This is a genomic window from Hymenobacter agri, assembly GCF_054778495.1.
Genome location: NZ_BAAGZM010000057.1, coordinates 1 through 13,487, shown reverse-complemented (window position 1 = coordinate 13,487; position 13,487 = coordinate 1). Strand labels below are relative to the sequence as shown.

General features: G+C 60.9%; 13 protein-coding genes and 1 pseudogene. 6 read left to right on the top strand and 8 right to left on the bottom strand.

Annotated features, from left to right (window positions below; translation table 11 throughout):
- Positions 1–955, top strand: a pseudogene (locus ACYVDE_RS05340) (hypothetical protein); the annotation flags it as partial.
- 23 nt (positions 956–978) lie between these two features.
- Positions 979–1,581: a dephospho-CoA kinase gene (gene coaE, locus ACYVDE_RS05335; RefSeq protein ID WP_460500432.1), complete on the top strand. Its 603-nt coding sequence runs from the start codon at positions 979–981 to the stop codon at positions 1,579–1,581.
- Positions 1,582–1,672: 91 nt separating this feature from the next.
- Here coaE and ACYVDE_RS05330 read toward each other — a convergent pair whose 3' ends face one another.
- Complete coding sequence (locus ACYVDE_RS05330) at positions 1,673–1,939, bottom strand: ArsR/SmtB family transcription factor (protein ID WP_241936665.1); 267 nt, start codon at positions 1,937–1,939, stop codon at positions 1,673–1,675.
- Between the two features lie 337 nt (positions 1,940–2,276).
- Between ACYVDE_RS05330 and ACYVDE_RS05325 the strand changes: the two genes are divergently transcribed.
- The 3 genes from ACYVDE_RS05325 (at position 2,277) to ACYVDE_RS05315 (ending at position 5,986) form a co-directional block, all read left to right on the top strand.
- Complete coding sequence (locus ACYVDE_RS05325; RefSeq protein ID WP_460500431.1) at positions 2,277–3,506, top strand: Glu/Leu/Phe/Val dehydrogenase dimerization domain-containing protein; 1,230 nt, start codon at positions 2,277–2,279, stop codon at positions 3,504–3,506.
- Between the two features lie 379 nt (positions 3,507–3,885).
- Positions 3,886–4,629, top strand: a complete 744-nt coding sequence (locus ACYVDE_RS05320; protein WP_460500434.1) for an LOG family protein — start codon at positions 3,886–3,888, stop codon at positions 4,627–4,629.
- A 148-nt stretch (positions 4,630–4,777) separates the two neighbouring features.
- Entirely contained in the window at positions 4,778–5,986 is a 1,209-nt protein-coding gene (locus tag ACYVDE_RS05315) for a Rossmann-fold NAD(P)-binding domain-containing protein (protein WP_460500430.1), read from the top strand.
- Between the two features lie 41 nt (positions 5,987–6,027).
- On the opposite strand, the gene ACYVDE_RS05310 is transcribed toward ACYVDE_RS05315, so the two are convergent.
- The 3 genes from ACYVDE_RS05310 to ACYVDE_RS05300 form a co-directional block, all read right to left on the bottom strand.
- Entirely contained in the window at positions 6,028–6,675 is a 648-nt protein-coding gene (locus ACYVDE_RS05310; RefSeq protein ID WP_460500429.1) for an ABC transporter ATP-binding protein, read from the bottom strand.
- A gap of 150 nt (positions 6,676–6,825) precedes the next feature.
- The gene (locus ACYVDE_RS05305) at positions 6,826–7,047 is read right to left on the bottom strand and encodes a DUF2795 domain-containing protein (protein WP_035561220.1); all 222 of its coding nucleotides are present in this window, start codon (positions 7,045–7,047) and stop codon (positions 6,826–6,828) included.
- A 102-nt stretch (positions 7,048–7,149) separates the two neighbouring features.
- Positions 7,150–8,469 (bottom strand): DUF349 domain-containing protein, encoded by a 1,320-nt coding sequence (locus tag ACYVDE_RS05300; RefSeq protein WP_460500428.1) that lies wholly within the window; start codon positions 8,467–8,469, stop codon positions 7,150–7,152.
- Between the two features lie 318 nt (positions 8,470–8,787).
- On the opposite strand from ACYVDE_RS05300, the gene ettA reads away from it, so the two are divergent.
- On the top strand, positions 8,788–10,452 hold the full coding sequence (ettA, locus tag ACYVDE_RS05295) for an energy-dependent translational throttle protein EttA (RefSeq protein WP_460500433.1): 1,665 nt from the start codon (positions 8,788–8,790) through the stop codon (positions 10,450–10,452).
- 81 nt (positions 10,453–10,533) lie between these two features.
- Here ettA and ACYVDE_RS05290 read toward each other — a convergent pair whose 3' ends face one another.
- The 4 genes from ACYVDE_RS05290 to panD form a co-directional block, all read right to left on the bottom strand.
- Complete coding sequence (locus tag ACYVDE_RS05290; RefSeq protein ID WP_460500427.1) at positions 10,534–11,220, bottom strand: zinc metallopeptidase; 687 nt, start codon at positions 11,218–11,220, stop codon at positions 10,534–10,536.
- Positions 11,221–11,315: 95 nt separating this feature from the next.
- Positions 11,316–11,795, bottom strand: coding sequence for a nucleotidyl transferase family protein (gene rfaE2 / locus ACYVDE_RS05285; protein WP_460500426.1), 480 nt, complete (start codon positions 11,793–11,795; stop codon positions 11,316–11,318).
- Positions 11,796–11,875: 80 nt separating this feature from the next.
- Positions 11,876–12,922 carry a lysylphosphatidylglycerol synthase transmembrane domain-containing protein gene (locus ACYVDE_RS05280; RefSeq protein WP_460500425.1) on the bottom strand — a complete coding sequence of 349 codons (1,047 nt, stop codon included), beginning with the start codon at positions 12,920–12,922 and terminating at the stop codon, positions 11,876–11,878.
- Between the two features lie 29 nt (positions 12,923–12,951).
- On the bottom strand, positions 12,952–13,302 hold the full coding sequence (gene panD, locus ACYVDE_RS05275; RefSeq protein WP_460500423.1) for an aspartate 1-decarboxylase: 351 nt from the start codon (positions 13,300–13,302) through the stop codon (positions 12,952–12,954).
- Between the last annotated feature and the right edge of the window lie 185 nt (positions 13,303–13,487).

Sequence of the window (13,487 nt, the reverse complement as noted above, 5' to 3'; positions counted from 1 at the left end):
CGTGCTCTGGCCCGCCGACGGCGGCGAGCGCGCCCTGGCCCTACTCCTGCTGGCCCTGATGCTGGCTTATGGCGCCGGCTTTGGCCTGCTGCTCAACCACGCCGATGCGCTGGAGGAGTCGGCCGATTTCCTGCCCAAGATGCTGGTAGGGCTGAACGCGGCCTGGCTGTCGTCGACGCTGCTGGTCGATTTCCTGCCCGCGCTGCGGCCCGTGGCGCGGGTCGTACCCGAGCATTTCCCCGTGTCGGCCCGCTGGAATGTAGCGGCGGCGTTTCTGCTCGATTTGATTACGCTGCGGCGTATTTTGGTAATGGCCGTACTGCTGATGGCACTGGCCGTGGCCCCGCGCCACGCGGCGGTGCCGGGTTTCAGTTTGCTGCTGGTGCTGGGGGCCACGGTGTTCAGCTTCAACCTGCGGCTGCTGGTGGCACTGCGGCGCTGGCGGCAGCCGCTCATGCTGGCCCACCTGGCCAGCCTAGCGCTGATGATTTGGTGGCTGACGCATCCCGACGCGCCTTATGCTACGCCGCTGGGCGTGGGTATGGCCGTGCTGCCCTGGCTGCTGGGCGCGGGGCAATTGTACTGGCTGGGGCCATATTTCAGCACCCGCTACCTGCCCGACGAGGCCTGGCGGCGCGGCCTACAAAATGCCCTCGAAGGCGTGCAGGTGAACGAATGGTCGGGCGACACGCTACGCCTGACCTTTGACCGCTACGTGTCGCGGCGCCTGCCGCTGGCGCTGCCGCCCGACTCGGCCCGACGCTACCGCGCTACGTTTGCGCCGGCCGTTGTGACGTTCCACGGGCCGTCGAGCTTGGTGCATGCACTGCCCAACCCCTACCCGGTGGCCGTGCCTGTTCCCGATAAGGACGGCAACGCAGAATTGGCGCTGCTGGCGCCGGCCCGCATGCGGGCTTCGGCCACCACGGTGCGCGTGCACGTAACCCGGCGTTAATTCTCATTCAGCTTACTAGCAACATGCTACGCATTGGCATCACCGGTGGTATTGGCTCGGGCAAAAGCATTGCCAGCCGCTTGTTTCATGCCCTGGGCATGCCCGTATATGATGCCGATACCCGCGCCCGCTGGGTGATGGAAAACGACGCCGCGCTGCGCGAGGAGCTACGCACCACCTTCGGCCCCGACATCTACGATACTGCCAACCGCCTCAACCGGCCCGCGCTGGCAGCGCTGGTGTTCAACAACCCGGCCCGGCTGGCCCAGCTCAACGGAATTGTACACCCGCACGTGGGCACCGATTTCGAGCGCTGGGCAATTACTCAGCAGCAGGCTGGCCACGCCTACGTGCTCAAGGAGGCCGCGCTGCTGTTCGAAGCCGGCTCGTACAAGCAGCTCGACCGCATCATCACGGTATTTGCGCCGCTCGCAGTGCGCACGGCCCGCGTGCTGCGCCGCGACCCGCAACGCTCGGCCGCCGACGTGGCCGCCATCATGGCCAAGCAGCTGAGCGAGGAAGAAAAAATGCAACGCGCCGACTACGTGCTCACCAACGACGACGTGCAGCCGCTGCTGCCGCAGGTGCTGGCCCTGCACGCCGAGTTTTTGGCGCAAGGCACCTAGCTGTCATTCCGTCGCCGCCCCTACAATTGGGCTAAAAGAAAGGCTGCCTCTTGCGGGGCAGCCTCATCTGGCAGATGCTAACAGGGCAAAATTAGATGCGGCCCGAGTAGTCTTCGAGGGTGTCGATAACCTTCATCAGCTGCGGTACGGCCAACGAGTAATAAATCTTCGTGCCGATTTTGCTCGATTTCAACACGCCGCGGTCTTTGAGGGTGATGAGGTGCTGCGAGGCAATGGCCTGCGGTAGGTCGAGGGCCTGGTAGATATCGGTTACCGACATCTGGCTGTCCTTGCCCTTGGTTTTGCCCAACAAGTCGACAATAGCCAATCTTTTGGGATGCGAGAGAACCTTGAGCATAGCCGCGGCACGGTCCAACTGTTGCGCTTCTACACGCGAATGCAATGGTTTCATGAAGTCGATAAGAGTGAAAAGTAAAATGGAAATGCAGATAAATACAATACTTCCGGCGTTACCGTTGCAAGACGTTTGCTAATAGACCGTAGTTCCGAATGAATACGCAAAATATGGGTAAGTGGGTTTATCATTTATAAGATACTTAAATATTTAACTCTTTTCAAGTATTAGTGAAGGTTGAGGTTCGTATTTTCCGGCTTCGGGGCTACTTGCGGGGACGTGGCTACCTTTGTCCACTGGCCGGCTGGCCACTTTTCCCACCCATTTATCCCCCCGCATAATGCTTGACCTGCTCGCGAAATTTGAGAACAAACGCCCTGAAATCGTCTTCGAATGGAAAGACGCCGAAACCGAAGCCGAGGGCTGGGTCGTCATCAACTCATTGCGGGGCGGAGCGGCCGGCGGCGGCACGCGCATGCGCAAGGGCCTCGATAAGCGCGAGGTGGAGAGCCTGGCCAAAACCATGGAAGTGAAGTTCACGGTGTCGGGCCCGGCCATTGGCGGGGCCAAGTCGGGCATCAACTTCGACCCGCAGGACCCGCGCAAGCGCGGCGTGCTCGAGCGCTGGTACCGCGCCGTGTTTCCGCTGCTGAAGAACTACTACGGCACCGGCGGCGACCTGAACGTGGACGAAATTCACGAAGTAATTGCCATCACCGAAGAGTACGGCCTCTGGCACCCGCAGGAGGGCGTGGTGAACGGCCATTACCGCGCCACCGAACCCCAGAAGATTCAGAAGCTGGGCCAGCTGCGCCAGGGCGTGATTAAGGTAGTGGAAGATGCAACTTTTTCGCCCGACCTGGCCCGCAAATACACCGTGGCCGACCTCATTACCGGCTACGGCGTGGCCGAGGCCGTGCGCCACTACTACCGCCTGTGGGCCGGTACCGCATTGGCCGGGCAACGGGCCATCATTCAGGGCTGGGGCAACGTGGGCGCGGCGGCGGCCTACTACCTGGCCGGGCAGGGCGTTCGCATCGTGGGCATCATCGACCGGGCCGGCGGCCTACTGAGCACCGAGGGGCTGGACCTGGAGGAAATTCGGGCGCTGCTGCTGGCGCGGCAAGGCAATGCACTGGCGGCCGACAACCTGCTCTCGTTTGAGGAAGTGAACGAGAAGGTGTGGTCCATCGGGGCCGACATTTTCATTCCGGCGGCGGCTTCGCGGCTCGTCACCAAAACGCAGGTGGAGCAATTGCTGGCCGGCGGCCTCAAAGTCATCAGCTGCGGGGCCAACGTGCCCTTCGCCGACCCCGAAATTTTCTTCGGCCCCACCGGCGTATTTGCCGACGAGCGCACGGCCGTCATTCCCGACTTCATTGCCAACTGCGGCATGGCCCGCGTGTTCGCCTATTTGATGGAAACCGGTGCCGAAATCACCGACCAGGCCATTTTTGCCGACACCTCACGCATCATCGGTGCGGCGCTGGAGCGCACCTACGCCGAGAACGCGCAGCCCACCGGTATTGCGCAACGCTCGTTCGAGATGGCGCTGCGGCAGCTGGTATAGGCCTGGGGCGGCCCGTCCGAACGTCATGCTGAGCTTGTCGAAGCATCTCTACTACAGCAGTAATTGAGTTTACTATCGCGGTAGAAATGCTTCGACAAGCTCAGCATGACGTTCCATTTCCAACAACAAACGTTTGTGACTTTCTACCGGCAGCATTTTTATTCGGTAACAATTCGATAACTTTGACGCCCTACTTTTGGTCGCCCCGGCTTCGGGGCGATTTTGTTTTTGCCAGAACTCCCTATTGAATCATATGTCTACACCTAAAAAACCCAAAACCAGCAAGACCAAAGTTGCTGACAGCGTGCTCAATGCCGGCAGCGGCAAAACCATCACGCAACCCAACGTGAACGACGACAAGCTCACCTCCATCACGGAGATGCGCCAGAGCACCAACGGCGAAACCGCCATGGCCCTCGAAGACGAGCAGCGCCTGCGCAAGGCCTTCGTCGACAAGGACTGGAACGAGATTAAAATCGCCGACTCCTGGCAGATTTTCAAGGTGATGGCGGAGTTCGTAGAGGGCTTCGAGAAGATGTCCAAAATTGGCCCGTGCGTCAGCATCTTCGGCTCGGCCCGCACCAAGCCCGACAACCCCTACTACCAAATGGCCGAGGAAATTGCGGCCAAGCTGGTGCGCCACGGCTACGGCGTGATTACGGGCGGCGGCCCCGGCATCATGGAAGCCGGCAACAAGGGTGCCCGCGCTGAGGGCGGTAAGTCGGTGGGTCTCAACATCGACCTGCCCTTTGAGCAAACGCACAACATCTACATCGACCAGGATAAGTGCATCGACTTCGATTACTTCTTCGTGCGCAAGGTGATGTTTGTGAAGTACGCGCAGGCCTTTGTGGGCATGCCCGGCGGTTTCGGCACGCTCGACGAGCTGTTTGAGGCCATGACGCTGATTCAGACCAAGAAAATCAGCCGCTTCCCCATTGTGCTGGTGGGCTCGGCTTACTGGAACGGCTTGTTTGAGTGGATTAAAAACGTAATGCTCGACGAGGAGCACAACATCTCGGCCGAAGACCTGAACCTGGTGCAGATTGTGGACGACGCCAGCGAAGCCGTGAAAATCATCGACGACTTCTACCACAAGTACCTGCTGTCGCCGAACTTCTAGGACCACGGATTGGTGAGGATTACACGGATTTTGTGGACGCCGCTTTCCGGTTTGAAAACCATCGTATGCGAAAGCCGCTTCTTCGGAAGCGGCTTTTTTTTGTGACTAGCTTCGTGCGTTGGCCACTGCTTCGGTGGTTCGTTTCATTATGTCCGCTGCTCCTGCTCCAGTTATTTCAGAATACGACTACCTCATTGTGGGCGGCGGCGCGGCGGGCCTGAGCCTGGCGTACCATATGGCGCTGGAGCCCCGGCTGACCAATAAAAGGGTACTGCTTATCGAGCCCGAAGCCAAGACGCAGAACGACCGCACCTGGTCGTTCTGGGCCGCTGAGCCGGGCGTATTCGACGGTATCGTGGCGCATGAATGGAGCAAAATCGCCTTCCGCAGCCCCGGTTTTGAACGCGTAATTGACCTAGGCCGCTACCGCTACAAAACCATCAACGGGCTCGACTACTACCGCTTTGTGCACCGGGCGCTGGCGGTGCGGCCGACGCAGGTGACGGTAGTGCGCGACAGCGTGCAGACGTTGGAAAACACGACTACCGGCGTATTTGCCCGCACTACCGGTGGCGCCACTTATACCGCCCGCTACGCTTTCGACAGCCGCCCGCCAGACCTGGCAGCGCTGCAGCAGCCAGCGAAGCACCGCTACCTCTTGCAGCATTTCGTGGGTTGGGAAATTGAAACGGATACCGATATTTTCGACCCCACTACGGTGGAGTTCATGGACTTTCGGGGGGCGCAGCAGCAGGAGGCGCGTTTCATCTATGTGCTGCCGCATTCGCCGCGCAAGGCGCTGGTGGAGTACACGTTGTTTTCGGAAACCGTATTGTTGAAAGCAGCATATGAGGCCGCTATTCGGGAATATCTGACCAATACGCTGGGGCTGAAAACCTACCGCATCACGGCCGAAGAAGTGGGAGCCATTCCGATGACGGACCACCCGCTGCCGGCCCGCAACGGCGCGCACATCATCAATCTGGGCACGCGGGGCGGGCGCGCCAAGCCCAGCACGGGCTACGCTTTTAAGCGCGTTCAGCAACACTCGGCGCGGCTGGTAGCGGCGCTGGCCACCACCGGCCACCCGCCGGCTGATGTGACCGGCGACCAGTGGCAATTCCGGCTATTCGATACGCTGTTGCTCGACATCATGAAGCGGCGCGGCGAAACCACACGCGACATCTTTCGGCAGCTCTTCGACCGCAACCCCATCGAGCGCATCTTCCGCTTTCTCGATGAGCAAACCTCGTGGGCCGACAACCTGCGGGTGATGAATTCGGTATCGGCCGGGCCGTTTCTGCAGTCCATTGCGCACGTATTGCGGGGCCGGCCGGGTAAGAGAGTTGAGAGTTAAGAGTTGGTTGGGATGCATCAAACAAACTAACTCTTAACACCCTAAGGCGCTTGCTCCAGCCAGCTCTTTGCCTCGCGCACGGTTTCGGCCGAGAGCGGCCGTAGCTGCGGCGCGGGCTCCGACAGATTCAGCAGATAGCCGGTGAGCTCGGGCAGGTTATCGAGGTCGTGGGTGCTGCAAAGTACCGTTTTCCCAGCCTGCACGGCCCAGCCATGTACTAAACTGAAAACCTGGCGGCGGTAATACGGGTCGAGTTGCTGGGTGGGCTCATCGAGCAGGTACACCTGCGCATCCTGCAGGCTGAGCTGGGCCAGCCACACCAGCTGCTGCTCGCCGCCGGAGAGCTGGGTGAAATCGCGCGTTGCCAGGTGCGCCATGCCCACGCGGGCCAGCGCGGCATCGGCCAAGGCGTAGTCGGCCGCCGAATAGGCGCTGAGCAGGCCGTGGTGGCGGTAGCGGCCCATTACCACCAGCTCGCGCACGGCGATACTGAAGCCCAGGCTGCCGCGCTGCGGCTGGTAGCCCAGCAGGCCGGCAGTGGCCGCACGGCGCAGGGTGCGCACCTCCTGCCCATGCAGCTGCACGCTGCCCTGGTAGGGCAGCTGGCCCGTCAGCACCCGAAACAAGGTGGTTTTGCCAGCACCGTTGTGGCCCACTACGGCCACGAATGCCGGCTCGGGCAGGCACAAAAAAAGGTTGCGGACCAACACCCTACCGGGGTAGCCCGCAACCAGACGTTGAATGTTGAGTGCTAAGGGTTGGGGGGGTAATGACTGGCGGGCACCTGTCGGCAAATCGGCGTCATTCATGCAACCCTCAACCCTTAAAACTCAGCACTGCTAGTATTCGTCCTCGTTGAACATGAAGTCCTCTTTGGTCGGGTAGTCCGGCCATACTTCTTCAATGTTTTCGTAGGGCTGGCCGTCGTCTTCCAGTGCCTGCAGGTTTTCCACCACTTCCATGGGGGCACCCGAGCGAATGGAGAAGTCAATCAGTTCGTCTTTGGTGGCGGGCCAAGGAGCGTCTTCTAGGTAAGAAGCCAGTTCGAGTGTCCAGTACATATTGCGAAGGGATAAAAAAGGGTTGGCGAAGGTAAGGTTTTCCGGCTAAGATACAAACCAGATGGGATGCTGCACCCGACAACGCAGAAGGCGGGCCAAGGTTCACCCAGCGGCCTGCGCCTGCTGGGTGAACAGGGAAATCAAGTCGTTTTTCGTGCGGATTTTCCGCTCGAACGAGCGCACCTTGGTTTGCAGCATCTGCCGGAAGGCATCGTTGGCGGGGCTGGGGCTGAGGTTGGCGAGGTTGTCGCGCAGGGTGTTCAGCTCGGTGTGGTCGTCTTTCAACAGCTCACGCAAGGTATCGGCGCGGAAGCGGGCCCGCGCCGCCGGGGCCGTGGGCTGCGGTTGGTCGGCCGCGCGCTTCCGCAGGTGATATTCCAACGCGCTCAGCTCGAAAATCTTGTCGCAGGCCACCATAAAGCGCTGCCAGATGCGGTCCGACTCCTCGCCGCGCACGGTGCCCACCTGCTTCCACTCGGCCTGCAGGGCCTTGGCGTGGTTAATGGCTTCCTGCGGGGGCACGTTCATCAGGGCTTCGGCCCGCTCGGCCAGGGCACGCTTACGGGCCAGCAGCACCTCGGCGGGCGCAGGAGTTCCGGAAGCGCCGGCCGCCTGCTGGGCCACAATGTGCGCTTTGAGGCGCTCGAAGAAATGGTTGTTGGCGGCCCGGAAGCGCGTCCACAGCTCCGAAGCCTGCTTTTTGGGCAGCGTGCCGTTCACTTCGCGCCACTGCTGCTGCAGTTGCTTGAGCTGGCGCGAGGTTGTTTCGTACTGCTCCGAATTCTTCAGGCTTTCGGCCTGCTGAATGAGGTCGAGGTAGCGGTTCTGCACGCGGGCCGTCATGGCCTTTTTGTCGGACTGGAAGGCTTTGCGCCGGTCAAAGAATACCTGAATGGCATTCTGGAAGCGGCTTTCCAGCTCCTCGGCGCGGTCTTTATCAACGGGGCCGGTTTTGAGCCAGCCCTGGCGCAGGTCCTTCACCTTTTCGCTGGCCGACACCCACTCGATGCTGTCGCGCAGTGCTTCGGCCTCCTGAATGAAGCCGAGCTTGGTGGCCAGGTTTTTCTCGCGGTTCTGCGCCACCGTCAGGCTCATGGCCTGTTCGGCGGCTTCGAGCCGGCGCTGCAACTCCTCAAAGTCGCCGAGGCCTTCGTAGCTCTTCAGTTGCTCTTTCAGGTGCAGCACCTTCATCAGGAAAGAACCTTTGTTGTCGCTGGCCTCCATGGCGGCCAGGGTGGTATCGACTTTGGTACGCAGCAGGCCGAAACGCTGGGCGAAGTAGCGCAGGGCCGCTTCGTCGGTTTCTTTAACCTGGCCAATCTGGCGGGCGGGCTGGGTGAGCACGGGGCGCAGCCAGACGCCGCCGGCTTCCACGTAGCCGAAGCGTTGCGCCTCGGCCAGCAAGTGGTCGGTTGATTCCATACAGATAATAACCTCGTGGGTAGGAAGAGTGTGGGGGATGGGAAAGAGGAGGGCGAAAGGCGAGTGGTACCGAGGCTGAAACGTGGCGGCGGGAAGGAATTACAAGTTTACGGCAAAAAGGCGATGAAGGAGTATCGGGGTAATGAAGTAATGTGATGATGACGTAACCGACCCGTTTGCGGCGGCGGCGGCGCACCGTCGGGCGCGCCGGATAGTGGTTTCCCAATGCGCCCTTGTCGTTATTTGCTACTTGTTGCGGCCCCGGCGCGTTACACCGCCCCCAACTTTCTCCTTTATTTCCTCATTCCCCACATCACCGTGAGCGACCAGACCATCATCTTCAGCATGGCTGGGGTAAGCAAAATTTACCCACCCCAGAAACAAGTTCTCAAAAACATCTACCTCTCGTTCTTCTACGGGGCCAAAATTGGCGTGCTGGGCCTCAACGGCTCGGGCAAGTCGAGCCTCTTGAAAATCATTGCCGGCGTCGACAAGCAGTTCCAGGGCGAGGTGGTGTGGTCGCCGGGCTACTCGGTGGGCTACCTCGAGCAGGAGCCCCAGCTTGACCCCACCAAGACCGTGCGCGAGGTGGTGGAAGAAGGCGCCGCCGAAACCGTGGCCCTGCTGAAGGAATACGACGAAATCAACGAAGCCTTCGGGGCCGAGGATGCCGACTTCGACAAGCTGCTCGACCGCCAGGGCAAGGTGCAGGAGCGCCTCGACCAGCTCGACGCCTGGAACCTCGACTCGAAGCTGGAGCGCGCCATGGACGCCCTGCGCACCCCGCCCGAGGAGGCCATCATCGGCAACCTCTCGGGCGGCGAGAAGCGCCGCGTGGCGCTGTGCCGCCTACTGCTGCAGGAGCCCGACGTGCTGCTGCTCGACGAACCCACCAACCACCTCGACGCCGAAAGCGTGTTTTGGCTGGAGCAGCATCTGCAGCAGTACAAAGGCACAGTCATCGCCGTGACCCACGACCGCTACTTCCTCGACAACGTGGCCGGCTGGATTCTGGAGCTTGACCGTGGCTCGGGCATTCCGTGGAAGGGCAACTACAGCTCGTGGCTGGAGCAGAAAACCGCCCGCCTGGCCCAGGAGGAAAACCAGGAAAGCAAGCGCGCCAAAACCCTGCAGCGCGAGCTGGAATGGGTGCGTATGTCGCCCAAAGCCCGCCAGAGCAAGGGCAAGGCCCGCCTGGCCAACTACGACAAGCTGGCCAGCGAAGAAGCCAAAGACAAGGAGCAGAAGCTGGAACTGTTCATCCCGGACGGCCCGCGCCTGGGGGCCCAGGTGATTGAGGCCGAGGGCATCACCAAGGCCTTTGGCGACAAGCTGCTGTTCCAGAACCTGTCGTTTTCGCTGCCGCAGGGTGGTATTGTGGGCATCATCGGGCCCAACGGCGCGGGCAAAACCACGCTGTTCCGCCTCATCACCGACCAGCTGCAGCCCGACGCGGGCACGTTCGAAGTGGGACCCACGGTGCAAACGGCCTACATCGACCAGCAGCACGACACGCTGGACCCGGCCAAGAGCGTGTTCGACGCCATCACGGGCGGCACCGAAACCATGCTGCTGGCCGGCCGGCCGGTGAACTCGCGCGCCTACGTGAGCAAGTTCAACTTCGGTGGCGGCGACCAGGAGAAGAAAGTAGCCATGCTCTCGGGCGGTGAGAAAAACCGCGTGCACCTGGCCATGACCTTGAAGCAGGGCGCCAACCTGCTGCTGCTCGACGAGCCCACCAACGACCTGGATGTCAACGCCATTCGGGCCTTGGAAGATGCACTGGAAAACTTTGCCGGCTGCGCCGTCATTATCAGCCACGACCGCTGGTTCCTCGACCGGCTGGCCACCCACATCCTGGCCTTCGAGGGCGACTCAGAAGTAGTGTGGTTCGAGGGCAACTTCACCGACTACGAGGAAGCCAAGCGCAAACGCCTGGGCGACGTGGAGCCGAAGCGCGTGCGGTACAAAAAGCTGGGGTAACTGCTGCTCGGCTCCAGATGCCACCAAAAAGGCCACTTCCGTCCGGGAAGTGGCCTTTTTCATTTCGCTTGAGGCAAATAGTTAGTTGCGGCGGTTACCGTTCATAAAAATACTCACGTAGTAGAGCAGTGTGGCCAACGACGACAGCGCGGCTACTACGTACGTCATAGCCGCCCACCACAGGGCGTCTTTGGCCATAGCATGCTCCTGCGCAGTTACCACACCGCGCTGGTCCATCCAGGCCAAAGCACGGCGCGAGGCATCGAACTCAACGGGCAGCGTAATGAATGAAAACAGCGTGGTGAGCGCAAACAAGCCGATGCCGACGCCCAGCGGAATCACACTCCGGTTAATCATAAATACACCGGCTAGCAGAATAAAGGGCATCCACTTCGACACCGCACTCAATGCCGGCACCAAGGCCGACCGAAACTGCAGCATGGAATAAGCCGTGGCATGCTGCACGGCGTGGCCGCACTCGTGGGCCGCAATGGCCGCCGCGGCCGCGCTACGCTCGGCGTACACGCCCTGGCTCAGGTTCACGGTTTTGTCGGTGGGATTGTAGTGGTCGGTGAGTTGGCCCTCGGTGCTGATGATGCGCACGTCGTAGATGCCGTGGTCGGCCAGCATTCTGGCGGCTACTTCGGCCCCGCTCAGGCCCGAGCGCAGGCCCACCTGCGAGTATTGTTTAAACTTACTGCGCAGCCGCCATTGGATGAGTCCGCTGGCTGCCATCAGCACGATGATAAGCAAATAGGAGGAAGGCATGGGAAAAAGCTGAAAGTGAAGCGCGGCGGGTTCGCCACGCAGCTAAAACACTTCCCCTGCAAAAAAGATGCAGCCCTGCAATCCTGCCAAATTGGCTAGGAGGTGGCCAGTATGCGCGCCACAATGCGCGAGGTGCTATAGCCGGCTACCAGCGGCACGGTGCGCACGGCGCCCCCCCGGGCCATCACCACATCGTAGCCCACGATGCTTTCGGGTGCATAGTCATCGCCCTTCACCAGCACGTCGGGCTGCACCAGCTCGATGAGGGCCAGCGGCGTGGGCTCACCAAACAGCACCACGGCATCGACGAAGGCCAGTGCCGCCAGAATGCGGGCCCGGGCGGCTTCATCCTGAATGGGCCGGCCGGGCTTGAGGCCCCCCACCGAGGCATCCGTGTTCAGGCCCACCACCAAGGCATCGCCCAGATGCCGGGCCTGCTCCAGGTAGTCGACGTGGCCGAGGTGCAGCAGGTCGAAGCAGCCGTTGGTGAATACCACCTTGCGGCCGGCGGCGCGCCAGGCTTCTACAGTAGCGGGCAGTTGCTCGCGGGTGAGGATTTTATCTTTCGTCCACATAGACAGTAAAATGGCAAATAAGTAAGTGCGTAAAGTGACGGTGAGTAAGCAGAGAATTTACGCACTTACTCATCGTCACTTTACTCCGAAGTGAGCGGCTCGTGTACCAGGGCTTCGGCTTCGGCGGCCACGTTGCCTTTATCGGCAGCAGCCACGGCCACAAAGCTGATAGCGCCCATCAGCACCACCAGCAGGGTTTGGGCGCCGTGCACGACCAACGCGTAGGCAATCCCCGCCTCCTTGCTGATGCCATACACCAGCAGAATGCCCTGCACCATCACGTGGAATGGCCCAATGCCGCCCGCTACCGGTGCAGCCATGCCAAACGCGCCAAACGTGAGCACCGCCAGCCCGGCCTTCATATCGAGGCCGTACGTTTCGGGAAAGCAGAAGAACGCCAGGTAATCCAGCAGATAATACACCAGCCAGGTAAAAAATGTGTGCAGCAGAAACGCCCCCTTCTTTTCCAGCTTCAGCACGCTGAATACCCCGGCCAGCAACCCCTTCACAAACACCACGGCTTTGTTGAACAGGGCATTTTGCCGCAGTCGCTCCAGGTTGCGGAACAGGGCCACGCCGGCCACCACCAGCAGCACCACCGCGATAAGGGCAGCCACGAGTAGCGGCGTACGGTTGCGGGCCAGCGCGTCGTATTTGCCCCCCAGAATGTTTTCCGTCACGAAGCCCCAGAAGGTGTTAAAATCCAGGAGCAGCACGCTACTCAGCAGGCCCAGCAGCATCAGCACGTCAATCACGCGCTCCGTTACGACCGTGCCAATGGCTACCTGCACCGGCACGCCGCTCGTGCGCCGCAACACCGAGCAGCGAATCACTTCGCCCATGCGCGGCAGCACAATATTGGCCAGGTAGCCCACCATCATGGCGTGGTACACGGCCCAGAATGGCGCAGGGGTTTGCGAGGCGTTGAGCTGCATCTGCCAGCGGTAGGCCCGGCTAAGGTAGCCCAGTACCGACAGGCCCATCGTCAGGGCCAGCCAGGCGTAGTTGGCCGTGCGAATGGCGTGGCCAATGGCCTCCCACCGCAGGCCGCGCATGGCATACCACATCAGCGCCCCGGAGATGCTCAGCAGCAGCCCATATTTGAGAATATTGAGAAAATATTTCATGCAGTAGTGAACAGCCCCCGCCAGCGTGGCTAAGCGACCAAACGGTTTTGGGCACCCGGAAAAATTACCGTAGGACGGTGCTGCCGGGCTTCGGCGAAATCGACCAGGGCGTACGAGAACACGATAATCACGTCGCCCACCGCCACTTTGCGCGCGGCGGGCCCGTTCAGGCAAATCACGCCCGAGCCCCGCTCGCCGCGAATGGTATAGGTTTCGAACCGCTCGCCGTTGTTCACATCCACCACCGTCACTTTCTCATTCTCGACCATGTTGGCCGCATCCAGCAAATCCTCATCAATCGTGATGCTGCCCACGTAATGCAGTTCGGCCTGCGTCACGGTTACGTGGTGAATTTTAGACTTCATTACTTCGATGTGCATATGCGCAAAGGGCTAATTCGAAAAGACGGGAATATTGAGCAAAGATAAACCCGCCCCGGCCGCCTGCCTCCGGCCGCTTTAGGCGGCGGCCTCAACCACCACGTTATCGATGAGGCGCACGCCCCCCAGATGGGCGGCCAGGCACAGCACCACGGCCCGGCCGGGCGCATACTCCGCCAGCGGCT